Genomic DNA, 21,351 nt, shown 5'->3' on the forward strand with positions numbered 1-21,351 from the left:
CTATTGACTTTCTTGAATCCTTTTAATAAGACTATATATTTGTGCATCATCTTTATAGGATTCATATACAGATTCTACTTTGTCTTTAAATAATGATTTATCTGGTTTTACAACTTCGACTCCAGCTTTTTTAACAGCCTCTAATGCCTCAAATTCCGACTTAGCCCATAATTCTCTTTGATATTTTACTGAGGTATCCACAGCTTTTTGCAACCAAGATTGTTCATCATTAGATAAACTCTCCCATAAGTGAGTACTTATAATTAGCACATCTGGAATAGTTGTATGTTCATCTAAAGCAAAATATTTGCAGACTTCATAGTGCCTAGACAGATAAAACGTTGGAGGATTATTTTCTGCACCATCAACAACGCCTTGCTGCAATGCTGTATATAACTCTCCAGAAGAAATTGGTGTTGGCGAACCACCAAGACTGCTTACCATATTCATGGCAGTAGCACTTTCCATAACTCTTATTTTTAAACCTTCAAGATCTTTTGGTGTTTCTATTGGTTTTTCTTTAGTATAAAAACTTCTACTTCCAGCATCGTAATATCCTAAACCTTTTAGCCAATATTTTTGTCCACCATCCAACAACTCTTTACCAATATTACCATCTAAAACATTAAATATATGTGAGCGATCTTTAAATAAAAAAGGCAAACCAAACACTTTCATATTTGGTGAAAAATTTTCCATAACAGCAGCAGATACTTTGGTCATATCTAAACTGCCTATTTGTAGTAATTCCAAACATTGTCGCTCTGACCCTAGTTGTTGATTTGGGTATATTTCTAATTTTAATTTTCCTTCAGAGTTTTTTTCGAGTTCTTCACCCATAAGCTCCATAGCTTTATGCACAGGGTGGCTCATATCCAATCCATGAGCTAATTTTATTGTTTTTCCTTTTTGTAACGTTTCACAGGAATTGAAAGATAAAATTAGAAAAGAGAAAATGAATGCCGAAAATAATTTTTTTTTTATATACATTAACTTATTGGTATAACAGTCTTGTAATCATTTTTATAACTTATTAAAGTGAATTTAAAATTAACTCTCTTTAATTATGGTAAATATATAAAAAATAACATACAAATACAATCGATTGTATTTGTATGTTATTTATACCAGATTTTTAAGTTCATTAATAACTAGCTTGTCAGTAATGCTGTTAAAAATTAATTTTATAAACTATTCTTTAATAATATAGTAAAGTGCTAAAGGCGCCATAAAATTAGCTCCTCGTTCTATAAAAGCCCAAATAGATTCTCCTGATATTGGACGAATTAAAGCTGTTAAAAAGCACCAAAAAATTGCCCAAATTACGATTTGCTTATAAGGTTTTAGTAAAACAAATATTGCAACGACAATATCTAAGCAACCAATATAAGTGATTAAACTTTGAGCTATTTCTGTTGGAATATAAACCGTTTCTAAATATTTTATCCAATTAGGATTACCTTGAATAGCAAAAATACCATGACCTAAAAAGGTCATAAAAACACCTATTCTTAAAGTCCATTCAATTAATTTTAAGTTTGATTTTTTCATTAAAATTTTTGGGAATTTATTTTAACCGACTAACTTTAAAATTTTCAATTATCATATGGTTATTTACTGTCCTAAATCCAAAATATCCGTTTGTATAAGGCGCAGGATCGTTAATTTCAAATATAATTTCTCCATCTCTAGAATAACTTGTGTAATTATCTTTTACAACTATCTCAATTTGCATTTTTTTATTAGCAGTAATCATAAACTTTTTGTCAGATAAATCGTGTGCTGATAACAATGGTCGTTCAATATTTCCATTGTATCTTCTAAATCTTGTTTTGGTATTATGATGTCCACCATAGCCTACATAATACAATTTTAAATGGTGGTAATTAGGAAAATAACCATCACGATTTTTCGAGTCTTCAAAAAAGTTATCTGGATTTTTAGGATCGTTTGCCATCCAAAAGCAATTCATATCGGAGACTCTATCGTACATACCTCCTTCATCTACAACGGTAATATCATATTCAATTTTTATATGACCTTTTAGCTTATTTTGAAACCATATAGTGCAGCCTTTAGCATCAATAACTTCTAAAAGATTATTTTTAAATACTGCTTTTCCGTGAGGCTGTTGTTCAACAATCCAGTTTTTCGAGTCATTCAAAGCATCTTTATAAATAACCCATTTTGGAGCACAGCTACTTAACGATATAAAAAATATAAATAATGTAATGCGAAACAAATTCATGAAAACTATTTAATAGGGTATATCGAACAATTCATTTGATTGCATGGTGCTATTACTCGGTAATTTAGCATTTTTTAAAAACTTTTTATCATTAGTTTGTTTGCACCAATTGATTAATTTAAGACGAAATTCGTTAATATTTTGCAAATATTCTTCATAATTAATAAGATTATTTATTTCATACGGATCATTTTCTAAATCAAAAAGCTGTTCTCTATGTTTGCCCCAATTATAAATGACGTATTTGTAACGTTTACTTATTAATGCTCTTCCTAGAGTTCCGTGTGCTTCCTTACCTTCAAATTTGGTTTCAACCACAATATAATCGTGGTTTTTATAGTTCTTTTTATCTTCAATAAGTCGTTTAATACTTTTGCCTAAAAGTTCATCAGAAATAGAAATTCCTGCATAGTCCAAAATTGTTGGATATAAATCTAATCCATTAGAAATTAAAGTCGTATTTATTATTTCTTCGGAAGTATTTTTATTTTTATAATTGATAATAAAAGGCACTCTTATACTTTCTTGAAACAGAGCTGTTTTTTGATTCCATCCATGTGATGCATTCCCATCGCCATGGTCGCTAGTAAAAATAACAACCGTATTTTCTCGTAAACCTAAACTATCAATAGCATCAATAATCTTACCTATTTCTTTATCTACCTTTTCAACTAATCTGTAATAAGCATATCGGTATTGACGCCAATCTTCTTCGGTATAATTTTTAGTAGGATATACTTTTACAGAAGCGTTTTGCTCTATTTGCAAAGCTTCAGGAAAGGTTTCAGATTTTTTAAAATTAACTGGTAATTCTGGTGTTTCGTTTAAAGGAACTGATGGAATATTTCCATAAGGCAAAGGTTGGTTTCTTGCCCATTCACAGATGTTATGCGGATTATCAAAAGATGCTACTAAAAAGAAAGGTTGTGTTTTATCTTGTCTTGATTTTAAATAGTTAATCGCCTTTTCTGCTAATGGAATATCTCCAAAATCTGCTATTTTTTCAAAACCATTACCTTCAACCATTGTGGCTTCGTGGGCGTGCCATTTTCCGCCGTAGGCGCAATCATAACCAGCTTGTTTTAAAACATGACCCAGTCCTCTTTGCTTGTCTTTGGACTGCATCTTTTTATCGTCTTTTTCGTTGGAGTTTACGCCTAAATTATGAGGCATTTTGCCAGTAAACATACTAGAGCGCGAAGGTGTACACAACGGAAATGTAACATAGGCATTATTAAAACGGACGCCTGTTTTTGCCAACTTATCTAAATTTGGCGTGCTTAGATTTAAGTTTCCTGCAATACTTAAAGCTTCGGCTTGATGTTGATCTGTCATAATCAAAACAATGTTGGGTTGGTTTTGATTTGAAATAACATCTTTTTCAATTTTTAATTTCTTATCACTTTGCTTACAAGATGATATCAAAATACCAATTAAAAATAAAAATGATATTATTCTATTTTGCCTCATAATTACAGTTTGTTATGCAACCACTTCTGCTTCATTTTACGCCATTCTTTTAAGCTTTTACAAATCCATTTTGGAGTTTTTCCCAAACGGTGTTTTAATTGCGCTTCGTACAAAGATTCTGGTAATACTTTGTTTCCTAAACTTTCTAAATAACCAATATTAGCTTCATTAAACGTTGTTTTAGAACCATGTAAGCCAACAATTATGGGGTTTACCACAGAAAAACCCCAATATATTCCTTTACCTGAAAGGCTCCAAAAATTATAATCAGAAACCGTGTCGCCTACTCGCTTATAGTTCCAAAGTGTTAATCCTTTTAAATGATGTGGCTCATTTTTATAAAACCCTCCATGATTAGTCATTTTTGCAGCTTCATATAAATCGACCAAATTATTTTTAGGAATATCAGCATGCGAATCCCAACCTTGTTTTGGTGTTTGTACACGCCAAATGACTGAGCCAGAAGTTTTATGAGACATGGCTGCTCCGTGAAACTGACCGTAATTTGTAGCATCGTTAATTAAGCCTGTTAAAACTCTGTTAGATTGTGTCACGTTAGTTAATTTGTGCCCGCTGTTACCTTCAATTAACAACATTAAAACAGAAGAAGCATAGCTATTATTTATAGAAACTGCACCTGTAATATTACTAAATCTACATCGTCTCACCCAAGAATTTGCTACACTTTGCATTGCAATTATAGACCAAGCATTATCGTGCAAAAAATCTTTATGGTGTACAAAAGTGTCATTAAAGTTTGCCTTAAAAAAGATATCCTCTACACCAACACTTTCTAAAGGATAAAAGGGTTTTACTTGCCAAGTATAATTAATATTTATAGAATTTACTAAAGGATCTTTTAGCGTAATCTTATTTCCAGAAATACTTTTTATCTCATGGTTTTCAATAAATGTTACACCTTTTTCGATTACCTTTTCCCAATGCGGACGTGGATTTTTACCATCTAAAGCTTCTTTGACTGCATCCAAATTATAAGGCATTTCTAATTGAAGGTATTTAATATCTTTAAATAAATTTGCGTTTTCTACTTCAATTACAAAATCGCCTTCTTTAGCATTTTTTATGATGTTTGTTTTTTCTTTTACTTCTACTTTAGAGATAAAATTGAACATATAACTCACTTTCCATTCTGGTTCGTCAGGAGTTCTTTGCAACATGTGGCTTTTCATGTTAATTACTGTTCCATTTTTACCCAAACCACTTCCTTTTAAAATAATATTAGAAGACGTTACAGTAATCGGATTTGTTCTTTTAGGTCTTACATTTACTAAGAATTCTCCTTTTGGAAAAAACACAATGCCGCCTTTATTCTTTTCAGCAGCGTTTATTGTAGCCTGAATTGCGTCTTGATCTGAAATGGAATCATTAGGAATAGCTCCAAAATGAACTATGTTAAAAATTTTTAAATGTTTGAACTTTTCAGGAATTCCTACTTCTCCTAATTGATAACCTGCATACGAATAATCAAAAAGCGTTGGTATTTCAAGATTTGAAATTTCACTTGTAAATTTTTTCCAAATTTTTGCTTTTTCTTGTCCGAAAGTATTAAATATTAGGAAACAAAAAATAAATAGAAAATGATATTTTGAAAATCTTAATAGCATAGTAATTCGAAATGTCTGGTCGAGCGCAGTCGAGACTTATTTTATTAGTTCTTAAGTTTATTTACCTCTCGACTGCGCTCGAGGAGACAATAAAATCAAATTCTACAGCTTCATCAATATAATTTCATGTGACATACCATCTTTTAATTCTAAACTAATAATAGTTTCATCTTTAGAATTATCAACAGCAAGTACTTTATCCGAAATTGAAGTTGTCCATTTTCCATTTACTGTAATTGTAAATTTTACAGACTGACTATAATTTCTGAATTTCCCTTTTTGATATTCAGGAAAATTTAAATCAGGCTGCACAACACTTAACGTCACTTTTTGTGCTCCATCTTCTTTAGCCATTATTAAAGCTGATTTAGAAACTGTTTTTAAAATACCATTTTCTAAATTGTTATTAGCTTCAAAAATAACATAACCAGTAGTATTTCTTTTTAAATCTTTTGCAATATGAGCCACACTATCTGCACGTAAAATGGCGTAAGATTTATCATTTTTTATGCGTTTACTAAAATTATTTATTTCTGCTTCATTGTTAAAAGGATAAATAACATACTGATAATTACTGTTTTTAGGAGCTAAACCATGATTAATCCATGCCGAAGCATAATTACCTTCGGTTTCTTTCACACCTTTTCCTTTAGGATTCATTTTTCCTGTATTTACAGAGTATTTATTGTGATACGAATTTTGTTTTTCCTTTTTGAAATTAATGGCATGATTCGATAACATATGATACGCATTTCCGTAAGGATCTATAATCCAGTTTTTTGTTTCAGCGTTTTCAGCTAATTCGCTTTTAATAGGAAATTTTGTTATTTTTTTTGATGGTATGTAGATGGGATCTTTATTGTCTTGCAAAAAAGTTTGAAACAGATTGGTTTGCGTTGGATTTTTTTCGTCAATACTTGAAATGCCTGTACCGATACAAATGAGTTTATCACCAAAAGAAAACACCGATTTTTTAGCTTTTAATTTTCCAGGGAAACCAACTTTGGTTTCTGGTCCATCTGCATTTGAGCCTTTACCTTCATTTAAAATCATTCCAAAAATACCGTTATTATCTAACGTTGCAGTTCCAGCAAAAAACTCATTAGACCGAAACATAATTAATGGCATTTTCGCTTCTAATTCTTCTAATGGCAAATAAATAATGGTTGCTCCTGGATAACGATTCCAATCCCAACCTTCTTGCCTAAAACCGCTTCCCTTTTCGCCTTTATTGTTTAATAATTGTATGGTTCCGTTTGCTGGATATCTTCCATATCTATTAGAAGCAACGTAAATTTCTGAAGCCCAAACATATTTACTGTAACCTTTAATAATTGCTGCCCAATCATTGTCTCTTTTAACAGCAGTTGCCGCATAAGGAAAGGTATAAAAACCAGATAATCGTTCTTTATTAATATCATTTACTTCCGTAAATAAAGACGTGTTTAATATATCATCTTTACCCCAAAGTCTTAAATATGCAGCTGCGACATCTTTATCTATTTCAGATTTCCCATCTGGACTTCCTGCATACGCCATTAATAAAAATTCTTCTTTTAAAGATTTTATGCCATTGCCCTCTAATGGATGCCGACCTGCATTACCAAAACCCCAATCAAATTTCTGACTATAAATTCTAGATGCCAAAAATGCCTTTTTAAAGTTTTCGTGTCCTTCGGTTCGTAACCTAAATCTTGTTCTTGCCAAAGTTCTTATAACTTTTGGAACGGTTTGAAAAGCACCAATACCATAAGCTGGATAATGCCCGTTATGATGCCACGATGTACCATCTACTTTAAATCCCCATTCTTCATTTTGTTGTGCCAAAGTAATAGACATATATTTTGAATATGCACTTAATAATGCGGCTTGCTTTTCTTGAGATTCTAATAAAAAAATGAGCATTAAATGATAATATGATTGTGTGTTTAAATAATCAATATTTACATGGAATTCACTCTCATCATCTAGCAACATTCCTAAATTAAACAACCAATGCAAGCTACTGCCAACCTCTTGTAATAAACCTTCGTTATACAATAATTGACGCATCACAAAAAAAGCTTCGGTGATTTCTCGAACATTATATCCAATATGATGTCTTGTACCGCCATTTGAACCTGCTTGCCAACCTTGATCTAAAAAATATTTTGTTCCTGAAAGAAACATGTTTTCTATTTCTGCCTTTTCTGATAGGTTTGCTCTATCGTAAAAATTTGCTAGTTTTTTTAATACTTTTCCCAGGCTTTGAACATCGTTAAATTTATCAGCGCCTTGTTGATTTTTATCATAATACGATTGCTCTCTTTTAAATGTTAATGGCGGTCCTGTAACTGTTTTTCCGTTATCATTCAAACGTAATTCGGCATACATATCTCTAAGTGAGTTTATGTACACTTTGTATTTTTTTGCTATGGTTAAATCGGCATCTATAAGCTGTTCAAACTTTTTTAAATCTAGTCTCACAGCCATAGAAATTGGTTTAGCTTCTAAATTTTTAATGCGATTATAATTACTGATTAATGGCATCCAATGGTCATCGCTTAAATTCAAATTTGATTTTATGAAGGGTACAATTTCATCTGGATATTGATGTCTGTCATCTTGATATTGAGAAAAAATAATATCATCAAAAAATAAAGTTCCGCTTTTTGATGTTGTTGAAATTTTGAAATAATTATAATCAACAGCAGCTCCTTTTTTTGGTGCGTTTCCTTGCATTTCGTAGAAAGGCACCCAAATAGTACGCCAACCTTTAAAGTTTAATGTAATATCAAACCAAACTTCTTTTTTATCATCTTTTTCATAAGAAACTGTAATGCTTCCATTTTGAGGAATCTCATTATAAATAGCCATTTGCAACGTTGGGCTTGCCGGAAAATGATCGCCGTATGCTAAAGGGCTTTCGTCTTGTGTTAAGAATTTAAAATTTGAGGTACCAAAAGAGGCTTCATCTGTCCAAGTCCATTGTAACGATTTATTTCCAAATTTAAAATGGTTTTCGCTCGTAGATAAGCTACTATTTGTTGTTTTATATTCATTTAAAACAGCATCTTTTTCAAAAGATGCTACTGCTGGCATTTTATTGTTTTGAGAATAACTAATTGTACAAATTAAGATTGCAAAAACTGAAAGCATCTTAATTTTATTCGATAAGGAAATTAATATATTCATGTTTAAAAAAGTTTAGACTAATCGTATTGTAATAAATTTGACAAATCTCTTGCCGTTTATTTAGTAAAATCGAAAACTAACGTGTTGCTATTATTTTTTGAGGTATTTATATGTTGCTGTTGTTTGCTAACATTTTTATCCGGCTCTGAAACTGTTACAGTAAAACTACCATATTTTGGAACTTTCGGTATAAACGTATCCCCTTTTATTCTAATGGTGTAAAGTACATTTTTACTAGCTTCATCAATAACCTGCACTACAGGATTAGTTAATCCTTTTACCTTAATTTCTGGTAATATTGTGTTCCATGCTGCACCAAAATTATCCGTTTGGTTAATGGTTATTGGCCAACCCATATATTGTTCTGAATCGCCTTTTTCTGGATTTGCACCACGAGGCCAACATTCCATTTTAATAGTTCTTTCATTTTTATTAAAGCGAACGATACCATAACCAGCGGCTCTATCGTGTAATTCTGATGGTTGCTTGTTTGTATACAACGGATTTGAAATAGCTTCAACAGTTATTTTATTTGTAAAACCATCTTCAAATTGTCCTGTATATTTAGGGAAACCTGCTTTTCTATTTTTTCCTTCAAACATAGGATACCATCTACGAGGCCAATAATTAGAAATTGATGGTACACAAAACGCATAGCCACTATCATTAAAATTATCAACACCATATTGAATGGTGCTTCCTAAATGCTGATCGCCAGCTAAATGAAATGTAAACCCTTTGCGAATGGCTTTAATACCATTATCTCGTCCAGTTTGCGGCCAACCGTTAGAATCCATATCGGTTACTGGCATATCGTTTTCTGGGTATTCGCCAGCATTTAATATCCTTAAAGTTGGTACAACAGCATCTGTCATGGCTTCTTCTGGTAAAGTGGCTACGTTTGCAAAAATGGTTTGTGATAATAGCACTTTCATTTCTGCACCATAGCTCCAATCTGAAGACCATTCATTTAAAAACTTTAATTGTCTTTCTCCTAATAGCTTTGCTGATGGCACATCTGCATTTTTAATATTATAGGTTTTATTTTGAGGCCAACCGTTTACAATTTCTGCTTCTGGCAATAATGTTTTTGGTGCCGATTTAAACTTTCTATCTTCAATAATGGCAAAACTTACGTTCCCATAATTCATTTGTGTGTAATATACGCCTATACCTCTTTCAACGGGAGTTGCATCATACGGATCTGGTAAGTGGCTCGTTTGCGTTCGCTCTACCATATTTACCCATTCTGGAGGCATTCTATAACCACCACTATCTTGAATTTCTGTTCTTGTTCCGCCTTTCTGAGAGGCTTTTCCGTTTTCTCCCCAAATATTACCCATATATACATCGTGGTCGTCTGTAATTACAACTGCAGGAGTATTTTTTAATAAGTCTCTATATGCCCAACCGTACATGTACCACTTTCGTAAATAATCTAAAGTGGCTATGTTAAAAGGTTCTCGTTGGATGCCGTAGCCACCTACAGGTTCGTAAATCTGGTCGCCAGAAAAGAATAATACATCTGGGTTTTGATATTTTACTTGACTTACAATATCGTTATTTGGGAAACCTAAATCGTTGTTTCCTGTAAAACCTGCAATCACAAGATTAGTTTTATCTTTTGGGTTTTTTTGAATAACACCTTCCCAATAATATGTTTTGGTTTTATTATTTGCTTCGTTTAAAGTGTATGCTAATCTGTAATTGTGTGATTTAGAATCATCCCAATTTTCTAATTTGAATCTAGCAGTACGTGCTTCGACATCTATTAGAGATTTAGAAATGGTTTTCCAAGTATTATTTTCTTCAATTTGAAATTCAACGTTCTTATCAGCATTATCATCTGGTGCCATTTGCGCTGTTATTTTTAAAATATCGCGACTTAAAGTGTATTGAGAAAACATAATTGGACCAAAAGACCGGTCATCATGTTTTGTTATTTTACTTCCCTTTATTTCCCAATCTTGAAACCAAACACTTTTTTTATTGATGATTTCTCCCCCATTTTTATTCTCAAAATTACTTACCAAAACTAAATCGCCAGTAAGTTGCTCCGGAGAAATATCTGTTTTAGAAATATGACTTAATGTTTTTCCAGTTTCAATATCAATCACAGAAAAATCTATGGTATATTTATTTTGATTAAAACTTACCAAAATTTTTACATCAATTCCTTTATTTAAGGCATTTATAACAGCAGCATTTTTTTGATTTGGACTTGGCTCGCCAATAAACAACGCTCCGTTAGTACAAACACCAATATTTATACCTTTACCAAAAACGGCGTTATCTCTATAATCGTTAAACTGCCCTTTTGAACCTATACTAAAACCAGCCCAATTTTTATTTAGGTTTGAAACTTCATCGTTAAAAAACCCCAAACGAACCTTCATTTCTAAATCACCTTTTTTCTCAGAAAGTTGTCTTGTTAGTAAATGTATATTTCTATTTTCATTACTTACTAAACATTCCATTTTATTATTGGCTACTTGCCAATCTTGCATAGGATTTGCCCAATACTCAGGACCAATAAAAGTTCGGGACGCTATGTTTGTAAAATCACTTTTAAAATCAACACTAAGTTTATCTTGATTTTCGCAACTTACTATTAGTAATAAAAACACTATGAAAAGCGGTAATTTAACAGTCATAAATTGCTCTTTTAACAAATAAAAAATATAGAATATACTTAATTTCATTAGATGAGTCTTATTTTAAATTTTGATACTTTTCTAACCAAGGATCTTTTTTTTCTTCTAAATTTTTCAATAATTCTGAATGCAATCTTTTTTCTGTGGCATCGTCTTTACCTATTAAGTTTGTTTTTTGATACGAATCATTTTCATTGTCATACAAAAACTTACGCTCTACATTTTTGTTATCGATGGTAATAACATACGTATGCTTGTGCGTTCTTATACCTCTGTGACCAGATTCTGGTTGCCCCTCTAAAATGAAATAATATAATGCTGATGTTGGTTTATCGCCTTTATCTGTTAAAATTATTGATGATAAATCTTTACCATCTAAATTGGTTGGAATACCATCTGTAGCTTCTACCAAATTTAAAAGCGTTGGCATAATATCTGTGGCACTAACAATTAAATCATTTTTTTGATTGCCTCTAATTTTCTTTGGCCACTTTATTATAAAAGGCACATTTATAGCTTCTTCAAACCACACATTTTTTGACATTAAACCGTGACTCCCCATCATTTCACCATGATCTGAAGTAATAACAACTATAGTATTCTCTTCTAAACCTTCTTCTTTTAATGTTTTTAAAACACGTCCAATTTGCTCATCAACACCAGTAACCATTGCAAAATGATTTCTTACATGCTCTTGGGCTAAATGTGTTCGCTTTCTTGTCGCTCCTGAATGGAATAACAAATCCTCAGCATCGGTGTCCAAATCCACATTATCTCTTACCAATAATTCATCTAATGATTTGTCTTTATAATACTTTAAGTATTTTTCTGGGACATATTGATAAGGTGGGTGTGGTGGATTTACAGACCAAAATAGTGCAAAAGGCTTATTGGCACTTCTAGTTTTTGCTAATGGATTTTTAATATAATCTATAATTACATCAGCTTCGTGTTTTGGAGACCATTCATTTACATATGTTATATCTTCTTCTTTGGCATTATTTATCCAATAATGGGGTGTATTATGTTGATCGAAAGTACCGTAAGCATACCAAAAATTAAAACCATGTCGTAATTCTTTTGGTTGATAGGCATCCCAAAGTACGGTATCTTTTCCTTGAATTGGTGGTGGAGACGTTAAATGCAATTTCCCAACGTAGCCAGCATCATACCCATTTTTCACTAAAACATCAGAAATACTAACATCCTCTTTTTGCCAAGAATTATTGTATTTATGACGGTTAGAATTACTATTACTTAATACAGAATTATTATAAGGTAATTTTCCCGTCATTAGCATACCACGATAAGGGCTACATAATGGATAATTGCTTATAGCATTAGAAATAACCATACCTTCTTTTCCTAATTGATCTAAATTGGGTGTATACACAGGATCTTGATTATTTATACCAACGGCAGCATTTCTAAACTGATCTGGAAAAATAAATAATATATTAGGTTTCTCATTTTTGATTTTTTGAGAACTTGAGTTACACGACATAAATAGTGTTGATACACATATTATTAAAAGGCCCTTTAAATAATTCATTGATAGTAAACGTAAAATTTATTTTTTTTCTTGTATTTTTTTTAATCTCGATAAAGCTTCAATATAGTAGTAATCTGCATAAATTAAAGCCACATCTATTTCATGTCCTAAAGATTTAGCTCCAGTAGAGTGTAATAAGAAAGAATCTGCTTTACCAACCGCGGAATATTTATCTGAGCCTAACGAATTTAGCATTTTTATAGCAGCATTAAAATATTTTTTCTGATCTTCTTTACTTTCTACTAAGGTACTTAAATCTAATAACGCAGAAGCTACAACTGCTGCTGCTGAGGCATCTTTTTCTTCTTTTGGATTGTCCTGAATATCAAAATCCCAACAAGGCACCATATCTTCTGGAAGTAACGATAAGTATTTATCTGTTATTTTTTGGGCAAAATCTAAAAACTTTTTGTCTTTGGTCTCTTTATACACCATGGTATATCCATAAACGCCCCATGCTTGCCCGCGAGACCACCTGCTATTGTCTGCATAACCTTGCTTTGTGTGTCTGTTTAAAACATTACCGTTAACAGAATCGTATTCTAAAACATGCCATGACGTATAATCATCTCTAAAATGTTTTTTCATGGTTGTTTCAGCATGTTTTACCGCAATATCATAAAACTCTTTATCACTACCATTTTTAGCTGCCCAAAACAACAACTCTAAATTCAACATATTATCTATAATAGTAATATGCTGTTTCCAACGTGGGTGCATTTTGTTAGACCAAGATTTTATAGTGCCAACATTTAGGTTAAACCGACTTGCTAGTGAGTTTGCTGATGTTAATAGAATGTCTTTATATGCTGCTTTATTTCCAATTTCGTATCCTTTCCCATAAGCTGGAAACATCATAAAACCGATATCATGATGCTCTGTTATTGTTTTAAAATCTTCAAAAACCTCTGTACGTTTTATAGCTTCATTTTTCCATTTTTCATTTCCAGTTATATCGTATGCATACCATAATATTCCTGGATAAAAACCAGAAGTCCAAACTAATTTATCATTTGGCACTTGTTTCCATTCCGTTGAATCTGTATCTATTAAACGAGGATGTTTAGTAAGATCAGTTAATTTTGGTACTGCAATTTCTAATTGATTTTCGCAATCATCAATTTGTTTTTGTAAATCTATTTCAATTTTATTTTTAGAAACGACAGTAGTTTCATCAGCTTTATTTGAGTTTTTACAACCTACAAAACTCACGAGACAGGTTAAAAGAAGTATTTTAAATCGCATGGATATATTTTTAAATTATATTATTAAAAGTGCCTCCTAATTATTAATTGTATGCAGCACAGTAACAAAGATTGCTTAAATAATAAAAAAAGTTGTGGGTATGATTGTTCATTAAAGCGGTTATATCTGTTCATTTTAACCTTATTTAAGAGGCAATAGCTAATAAACTAAAAACCTCAACTTAATTTTACTTAGCAGTTGAGGTCTTTAATATGAAATTGTTCCTGTTATACTATTCTACAATAACTTTCTTTGTTAAAACGCCACCTTTTAGGGATCCTAGTTTTAGGAAATATAATCCTTTAGAAAAATTTGAAACATCTATAGGATTTGTATTGTTAGATCTATATACCTCTTTACCAATTACATTATAAAGTGAAGTATTCTTAATATTAATACTATTATCTAATTTCTTTATATTTAAAAATTGACTAGCTGGGTTTGGATATGTTGCAATACCTTCTTCTAATACGTTATCTTTAGTTCCCAAAACTGTAGGCTGAGCAATAAACTGCAAATCTGAAATATAAAAAGTACCATTTCTATTAGAACCACTATAAGCACTAGCACTACCTTGATAACGCATAGCAAGAGTAACCGTTGATCCGTTTGCACCATTAGCATAAGACGTAAGATCGACTACTCCTTTTACATACTTTCTTCCATCTGAACTATCACCAAACTTTCCTGAATGTAATGGTAGCGCATTCCAAGTAGCTGTTGAAACATCTCCAGCATAATCAATTGAAACCATCATTGTAATGGTTGCTATATCACCATCGCCATATCTTCTCTCTGTCCAAAATGTAGCATATTTATAAGTGTCTGTAACTTCTATAAGAGCATTAGCACTTGTTAAATCTAAAGTTGTAAAAACTGCATAAGCATCAACAGCAAAGTTAGTTGTACCATTATCTCCTCTCGTAGTAATACATCTTTGTTCATTAGCATTTCCATTTGGAATTCTATTTGCAGGCCTATCAACTGAAGGATCAAAAAGATTATTACTATCCGCTAAATCTGGCACATCACCTGCCCTATTTAAGATATTCCCAGCCGCAGTATGCCCTCCATCTGATACAATATCTTGTGTAAAACCTCTAGCAGTAGTAGCATACCTAAAATCCTCATAGTATACAATTGTTTGTGCATAGGAATTAATGCCCATCATACTAATGGCGGTTAGTAAAATAATTTTTAAAGTAATTTTTTTCATAATAGTCAATTGTTTTAAAGTTAATATTTAGTATAATGTTTTGAATATCATAAAATTAAGAATGATTTATTGTTTTTTAAAGGGGATACTTGTTCAAAAAAAGGGTGTTAACTAACCAATTACAAAAAATATAAATTGTTCTAATAAAACACATATTCGTTTCTATATAAAAATCCCTAAAAATCTATATTATTAAAATACAGATCTTTAGGGATACTCAAACAAACTATTAATTTAATCAGTTACTGTAATAGTATACTCTTGTACTTTTTCTTGTTGCCCATGTATGGTTTCATTATTACCAATAAATGTTATGGTATATGTTCCTGCTTTTGTATAGATGTACTCAAAAGTTTTGAGTTTTTCAGAATACGTTTTTAATGGCTCTCCTTTATCCGGACTTACTTTTGTTAAGTTAATAGCACCAGTAATTAACCAATCTTCATTCACTATCCATTCTCCACCTACTTTAACTTGCCCTCTCATTCTCCATAATCCATTTGTACCTTTACCACTATCCCAATACCATTTATTTGCATTCCAACCAGACACTACCCCTTGTGCATCAACAGTTTTAAAACCTGGATCACTTTCTGTAGCTACCGTGAGTGGAGCTGGTGCATCTGCCACATCCATTTGGATATTCAAATCGTCTATATACCATTCTGATGGCCTAGTAGCTGTAACATCACAAAAATATTTAAATCCAAAATAAATAGAATTTCCATCGGCTAAATCTGTAATATCAACAACGCCTGATTCTTGTAACGTAAAATCATACAATGTAGAAATATTAAATCTGTCAGAAATATCTACCCAAGTGGCACTATTAACGCCTTCAACTGTACCACTACCATCATAATCTTTTGAATAAACTAGAGATAAATTACCTGTAGCATTAGCGCCTAATCCCCATTTTTGTGAGTTTAAAAAGGACATGGTTACCGTACCATCGGCATTGGTTCTATCTCTAAATTTGTATTGATGCTGAAAATCGCCAGCATAGAAATATAAAAAGTTAGGCGCATTATTTACTGTAAACTGTACAGGTTCGCCTACTTTGGCTGTTGCATTAAAAGTAACTTCAAAATTTGGAGCATTGACTTCTTCTAGGTCTTCACAACTCTGAAATCCTAAGGTTACAAGAAGCAACATTGTTAATATATAAACTGTTTTTTTCATTTAGAATGTTTTTATAATTATTATATCTTATTACCTATTACCAACCCGTGGTTTGCTTTAAATTTGTATTTACACCCAATTCTTGTTCTGGAATTGGCAGTATATAATGTTTGCTTGGATTAAAATCATTATATCCATCAAAATAATCAAATGACGGATTCATTGTATTTACTCTTGGAGTGCTATTGACAGGCACATCACCAAATACTGGAATATCGTTTGAATCTAATTCAAATGTGCCAAAAGTTGTCCAATCTTCATTAGTAAAAGTAGGATCAGCAGCTAAGTTTTCCATAGTCGTTTTCGTTTCATTCACTTTTTGCTCTAATAGTCCCCATCTTACCAAATCGTATTTACGCTGTCCTTCAAAGCATAATTCCAATAAACGCTCTTCTTGGATAGCGCCATCTGAAATCACTGTTAAAGGTGTAGCTTTCGCTCTATTTCTAACACTATTAACAGCGTTTAATGCATCTGTAGAACCTGGTGTTATTTTATTTACTGCTTCTGCGTATATTAAATACATCTCAGACAAGCGTACCACTGGCCAATGATGAGACCCATAACTAGTATTGGTAGTGTTTGGCTCTAAATATCTACGGTATTTTGATGCTGGGTACTGAAACTGACTATTTATAAGCCCTAATTCACAGTTATTATTTCTTTGACCAAAATACGGAAGCGTGTTCCATAAGCCTCTTTCGTCATCAGGATCTGCTCTGTATTTTAAAACCAAAGTAATGGTAGCATAAGTTAATCCAAAACCTTTACCTTTTAAATCGTCAGCTCCATTAGGACATGCTTCATCATCAAACCTTATTCCAAATGCTGACCCTATTTTAGAGGATTGATTTGAGTCTAAATCTGCAAATGAAAACCCTATTTGAAATAACGTTTCCTTAGTTTCATAGTTACCTCTTGCCAATTCATTAAAAATATCTGCATAACTAGGGTTTAATTCATGATATGAATCGTCAATAACTTTCTTACTCCAATCTCTTGCTTTCTCATAAGCTCCAGACTCATTAAAAGGTGCACTTGCCATGTATAAATACGCTCTAGCCAATAAACCTCTAGCTGCACTTTTACTTGCTCTTCCTCCCACAGCTTCTGCGGCAGTAGGCAAATACTGTTCTGCAAATTCTAAATCTGCAACAATTTGTTTGTACACATCAATACCAGCTGTTCTTGGTAATAATTGTTTGTTAGTTTCTTCTAAAGGCATTGGTATTCCTTGAACGCCACCAAATGCTTTTTGTAAATCAAAATACAGATACGCTCTTAAAAAACGACCTTCTGCTATAAACTCTTCTTTCACACTGGTTTCTAAAGATGAATTTTCAAGACCAACTATTAGTGTGTTTGTGGCAGAAATCCCTTCGTAATATGTGCCCCATATATCTCTTAACATAGGTTCTGAAGCAGTAAAATTATTTTTACGCATGTCTCGTGCTCCTTTTCTATTATAGAAGCCTTCATCTGTCCAATTTGTTGGATATTGTGCATTAATTACAGCTTCTCTATATACTGAAACCACACGACTATATGCTCCTGCTAACCCCGCTAAAGCACCAGCTGGTGTATTGTATAGGGTTTCAGAGGTGATATTGTCATTTTGTGATATTTCTAATTGATCGTCACAGCCTTGTAGTATAAAGGCGGTAAGGATTGTTATTACTATGAATTTTATTTTCATGATCTATTTTTTTTAAAATGAAACATTTAAACCTAAACTGAATGTTCTATGCTTTGGATAAGCCGAATAATCAATACCTGGAGTAATTAATGAATTTGCTACCGACACCTCTGGATCAAAACCAGAATAGTCTGTCCAAGTGATTAGGTTTTGCCCCGACAGGTACAATTCTAAACTGTTCAGCTTTAATTTCTCTAAAACATCTTTAGAAAAATTATAAGAAAAATTAACAGTTTTTAATCTTAAATATGAACCATCTTCTACCACACGGGATGAAATATCTTGAAAACCTTGACCTCCTGCCCGATGCATACTAGTATTTTGGTTTTCTGGAGTCCATCTATTTAGTGTTGTTGCTAATTGGTTTTGGCCTCCATTAATCATCCCCTCAAGCACCAATCGGTTTGCATTTAATACATCATTTCCGTATGACCATTGTAAAAACGTACTCAACTGGAAATTTTTAAAAGTAAAGGTATTCCCAAAACCTCCAAAATGTTTAGGTAATGCATTTCCTATAATGGTCTTGTCGGCTCCAGTAATTTCTCCATCATTATTCAAATCTTTATATTTTTCATCTCCTGGTTGGTGGCTTCTGTAACTAGGTTGCCCTGAAAGCAAGGTATGGGTGGAAGCATCTGGATCGTAATTTTCAAAATCAGATGGTTGGTATACCCCATCAGATACATATCCAAACATATTACCTAACGCTTGACCTTCTTCAACAAGAAATTGATTAGTACTTAACAATCTGTAGTAATTAGGTTGACCAAAAATTGGTTTTCCATCTGGTAAAGACACAATGGTATTTTGATTGAAAGAAATATTAAAGTCTGAAGTCCATTTAAAATTTTTGATAGAAATATTAACAGTGTTCAAACTAATTTCTAAACCTTTATTTCTTACTTGTCCAGTATTAGTCCATACAGACTGAAATCCTTGAGATAAAGCAGTATCGGCATTTATAAGAAGATCATTAGTATCTTTCTGGTAAGCCTCAACTAATATAGATAATCTGTCATTAAAAAAGCCCATATCTAAACCAACATTATACTGCTCTGTAGTCTCCCAAAACAAATTTGGATTGGCGCCAAAACTTGTAGGGCGTTGTCCTTGAACTGTTTGTCCGCCAAAAAAGTAAGACGCATCTCTATCTGTTAAAAACTCAAATCTTGCAGAACCAGGAATTCTATCATTACCTGTTTTACCGTAACCTGCTTTAAACTTTAATTGCGAGAACACATTTAAGTTTTTAACAAAATCTTCTTTATCTGCATTCCATGATACCGCTGCCGATGGAAAATATCCAATTCTATTTTTTTCAGGAAAAGCAGAAGACCCATCACGTCTTAAAGAGGCCGTAAATAAATACTTTCCTTTATATCCATAATTAAACCTTCCTAGTACAGAAAAAATTCTTGATTCGTCTGTACCGCTAATATCATCAGAACTATCTAACGTTCCTCCATCTAAAGAATTGATTCCTAAGTTTTCAAGATATTGTGGAATGTCTATGGATCTGAAACGTGTTCTAGAAGTTTTTCTAATATTTAAAGTAACCCCTAATAATGCATCAAAGGAATGATTATTAACTTTCTTTTTAAAATCTAAAGTATTCACTGTAGAGAAGTTTCTCCATTTTTGCTCATCTAAAGAACCATTTATACCATCTATTTTACTTAATAATCGACCATAAACCGTTTGGCTATTATTAAAAATACCTGTATTTCTAAATTGACGGTTAAAACTTGCTCTTGTTTCGAATCTGAAAGCTGGTGAAATTTTATATTTCAATCTTAAGTTTGCGATAAACTGATCGTTTTCTCTTTTTCTATATTCGTTATTTAAAGATACTATTGGATGCCAAACTACAATATTAAAAGCATCAAAATCTTCACTTACCTGATCTAAAGGATCAAACCCCGCTGGGTAATCTATAAATTTATTTGCTACATTACTGTAAGTTACTAAACTCCTTAAAAATGAATAGGATGAATTTCCTTCTGTATCAAGCCCTTCTTGAGTATAATTAGTATAAAGGACATCAATGGTAGCATCCAATTTATCGCTAATTTTATGGTTTACGGTCATTCTTCCGTTAAGCCTATTATATTCTGATTTTAATAAAGATCCTTGATCTTCCACCGCATTTATTGAGGCATTCAATCTTGTTTTATCACCACCGCTTGATATATTAAGTTTATGGGTTTTTGAATAGGCGGTTCTAAAGGCTTCATCTTGCCAGTTTCTGCCTGTTGCTCCAACATAATCTTCAAGATCACCAACCCGTACACTTTGACCTAAACCTTCATCAAAAACCGAAAACCATCGGGCTGCCGTACTATTCTCATTAATTTCTGAAGAGAGTTTTATATATTCATATGGTTCTAATACATCTAATGTTTTTGAAACATTTTTTACATCCAATCGTGTTTCGTAAGAAATTTTTGTTTTCCCAGATTTAGCTCGCTTTGTTGTAATAATGATAACACCATTGGCACCACGAACCCCATATATGGCTGTTGCCGAAGCATCTTTTAAAACGGTCATGGTTTCAATATCCGAAGGATCTACAAGACCTGGGTTAAAGTTTTCAATAATAAACCCGTCCATTACATATAATGGAGAGTTATCTCCATTTACCGTGTTACCACCTCTGATAACAATGTCCATGCCTGCTCCAGGTTCGCCACCGCCAGCACTTACTTGAACCCCAGCAACTCGTCCTGCTAAAGCTTCATCAAAGTTGGCAACCGGTGCTTCGGTAAGTTTGTCCATTTTCACTGTAGCTACAGAACCTGTGACATCTTTTTTCTGTACAGAACCATAACCAATTACAACAATATCATCTAATTGCTGTAAGTCTGGATTTAATTTAATATCTACTTTAGTTTGATTTGTGATTGCTACCACAACTGTTTTATATCCTATATAGCTAAAACTTAAGGAAGCTCCTTCGTTTACCTGTATAGAATATTTGCCGTCAAAATCTGTTGTTGCACCATTTAACGTTCCAGTTTCTACAACATTTGCTCCTGGAAGTGGCACCCCAATTTCATCAGTAATTGTACCTGTAATATTTTTTACTTGTGCATAAGTAGAGAAGCTACACAATGCTCCACATAAAATCATAAGAAGTATGATTCTACTACCTTTTGGCTTTGTTAAAAATAGCTTGAAATGATTCTTCATTATTTGTTATTTAAATTTGATTATACTGTTAGTAGTTTAGTTTCTGATGTAAATGTATAATCTAATTACATTATAATAGGGGGAAAAAAAGCTCTTT

Annotated in this window: 13 protein-coding genes; all 13 read right to left on the reverse strand. The window is 32.4% G+C overall.

Annotation, left to right across the window (positions count from 1 at the left end; translation table 11 throughout):
• The 13 genes from RG22_RS03480 to RG22_RS03540 all read right to left on the reverse strand — a co-directional run bounded on the left by RG22_RS03480 (position 1) and on the right by RG22_RS03540 (position 21,254).
• Positions 1 to 990: a TRAP transporter substrate-binding protein gene (locus RG22_RS03480; protein WP_034040917.1), complete on the reverse strand. Its 990-nt coding sequence runs from the start codon at positions 988 to 990 to the stop codon at positions 1 to 3.
• A 201-nt stretch (positions 991 to 1,191) separates the two neighbouring features.
• Positions 1,192 to 1,551: a hypothetical protein gene (locus RG22_RS03485; protein ID WP_034040919.1), complete on the reverse strand. Its 360-nt coding sequence runs from the start codon at positions 1,549 to 1,551 to the stop codon at positions 1,192 to 1,194.
• 16 nt (positions 1,552 to 1,567) lie between these two features.
• Positions 1,568 to 2,248 (reverse strand): DUF6250 domain-containing protein, encoded by a 681-nt coding sequence (locus RG22_RS03490; RefSeq protein WP_052143615.1) that lies wholly within the window; start codon positions 2,246 to 2,248, stop codon positions 1,568 to 1,570.
• 9 nt (positions 2,249 to 2,257) lie between these two features.
• The gene (locus tag RG22_RS03495) at positions 2,258 to 3,718 is read right to left on the reverse strand and encodes a sulfatase family protein (RefSeq protein WP_052143616.1); all 1,461 of its coding nucleotides are present in this window, start codon (positions 3,716 to 3,718) and stop codon (positions 2,258 to 2,260) included.
• A gap of 2 nt (positions 3,719 to 3,720) precedes the next feature.
• A complete protein-coding gene (locus RG22_RS03500) occupies positions 3,721 to 5,343 on the reverse strand; it encodes a DUF4955 domain-containing protein (RefSeq protein WP_034040922.1) in 1,623 nt (540 codons plus the stop codon).
• 102 nt (positions 5,344 to 5,445) lie between these two features.
• Complete coding sequence (locus RG22_RS03505) at positions 5,446 to 8,517, reverse strand: chondroitinase family polysaccharide lyase (RefSeq protein WP_081997661.1); 3,072 nt, start codon at positions 8,515 to 8,517, stop codon at positions 5,446 to 5,448.
• 56 nt (positions 8,518 to 8,573) lie between these two features.
• Complete coding sequence (locus tag RG22_RS03510) at positions 8,574 to 11,171, reverse strand: alkaline phosphatase D family protein (RefSeq protein ID WP_162183636.1); 2,598 nt, start codon at positions 11,169 to 11,171, stop codon at positions 8,574 to 8,576.
• A gap of 58 nt (positions 11,172 to 11,229) precedes the next feature.
• Positions 11,230 to 12,675 (reverse strand): sulfatase family protein, encoded by a 1,446-nt coding sequence (locus tag RG22_RS03515; protein WP_034040925.1) that lies wholly within the window; start codon positions 12,673 to 12,675, stop codon positions 11,230 to 11,232.
• Positions 12,676 to 12,741: 66 nt separating this feature from the next.
• On the reverse strand, positions 12,742 to 13,968 hold the full coding sequence (locus tag RG22_RS03520; protein ID WP_034040927.1) for a glycoside hydrolase family 88 protein: 1,227 nt from the start codon (positions 13,966 to 13,968) through the stop codon (positions 12,742 to 12,744).
• A 232-nt stretch (positions 13,969 to 14,200) separates the two neighbouring features.
• Complete coding sequence (locus tag RG22_RS03525) at positions 14,201 to 15,184, reverse strand: T9SS type A sorting domain-containing protein (protein ID WP_034040928.1); 984 nt, start codon at positions 15,182 to 15,184, stop codon at positions 14,201 to 14,203.
• Between the two features lie 234 nt (positions 15,185 to 15,418).
• A complete protein-coding gene (locus RG22_RS03530) occupies positions 15,419 to 16,366 on the reverse strand; it encodes a DUF5017 domain-containing protein (RefSeq protein ID WP_034040930.1) in 948 nt (315 codons plus the stop codon).
• A gap of 37 nt (positions 16,367 to 16,403) precedes the next feature.
• A complete protein-coding gene (locus RG22_RS03535; protein ID WP_034040932.1) occupies positions 16,404 to 18,062 on the reverse strand; it encodes a RagB/SusD family nutrient uptake outer membrane protein in 1,659 nt (552 codons plus the stop codon).
• Between the two features lie 12 nt (positions 18,063 to 18,074).
• On the reverse strand, positions 18,075 to 21,254 hold the full coding sequence (locus RG22_RS03540) for a SusC/RagA family TonB-linked outer membrane protein (RefSeq protein WP_081997663.1): 3,180 nt from the start codon (positions 21,252 to 21,254) through the stop codon (positions 18,075 to 18,077).
• Positions 21,255 to 21,351: the final 97 nt, after the last annotated feature.

This window comes from Wocania ichthyoenteri Th78 (assembly GCF_000789235.1).
GTDB lineage: Bacteria > Bacteroidota > Bacteroidia > Flavobacteriales > Flavobacteriaceae > Wocania_A > Wocania_A ichthyoenteri.

Coding starts and splice junctions, on each gene's coding strand:
- RG22_RS03480 (WP_034040917.1), bottom strand. CDS start 990: ATGTATATAAAAAAAAAATTATTTTCGGCATTCATTTTCTCTTTTCTA.
- RG22_RS03485 (WP_034040919.1), bottom strand. CDS start 1,551: ATGAAAAAATCAAACTTAAAATTAATTGAATGGACTTTAAGAATAGGT.
- RG22_RS03490 (WP_052143615.1), bottom strand. CDS start 2,248: ATGAATTTGTTTCGCATTACATTATTTATATTTTTTATATCGTTAAGT.
- RG22_RS03495 (WP_052143616.1), bottom strand. CDS start 3,718: ATGAGGCAAAATAGAATAATATCATTTTTATTTTTAATTGGTATTTTG.
- RG22_RS03500 (WP_034040922.1), bottom strand. CDS start 5,343: ATGCTATTAAGATTTTCAAAATATCATTTTCTATTTATTTTTTGTTTC.
- RG22_RS03505 (WP_081997661.1), bottom strand. CDS start 8,517: ATGAATATATTAATTTCCTTATCGAATAAAATTAAGATGCTTTCAGTT.
- RG22_RS03510 (WP_162183636.1), bottom strand. CDS start 11,171: ATGACTGTTAAATTACCGCTTTTCATAGTGTTTTTATTACTAATAGTA.
- RG22_RS03515 (WP_034040925.1), bottom strand. CDS start 12,675: ATGTCGTGTAACTCAAGTTCTCAAAAAATCAAAAATGAGAAACCTAAT.
- RG22_RS03520 (WP_034040927.1), bottom strand. CDS start 13,968: ATGCGATTTAAAATACTTCTTTTAACCTGTCTCGTGAGTTTTGTAGGT.
- RG22_RS03525 (WP_034040928.1), bottom strand. CDS start 15,184: ATGAAAAAAATTACTTTAAAAATTATTTTACTAACCGCCATTAGTATG.
- RG22_RS03530 (WP_034040930.1), bottom strand. CDS start 16,366: ATGAAAAAAACAGTTTATATATTAACAATGTTGCTTCTTGTAACCTTA.
- RG22_RS03535 (WP_034040932.1), bottom strand. CDS start 18,062: ATGAAAATAAAATTCATAGTAATAACAATCCTTACCGCCTTTATACTA.
- RG22_RS03540 (WP_081997663.1), bottom strand. CDS start 21,254: ATGAAGAATCATTTCAAGCTATTTTTAACAAAGCCAAAAGGTAGTAGA.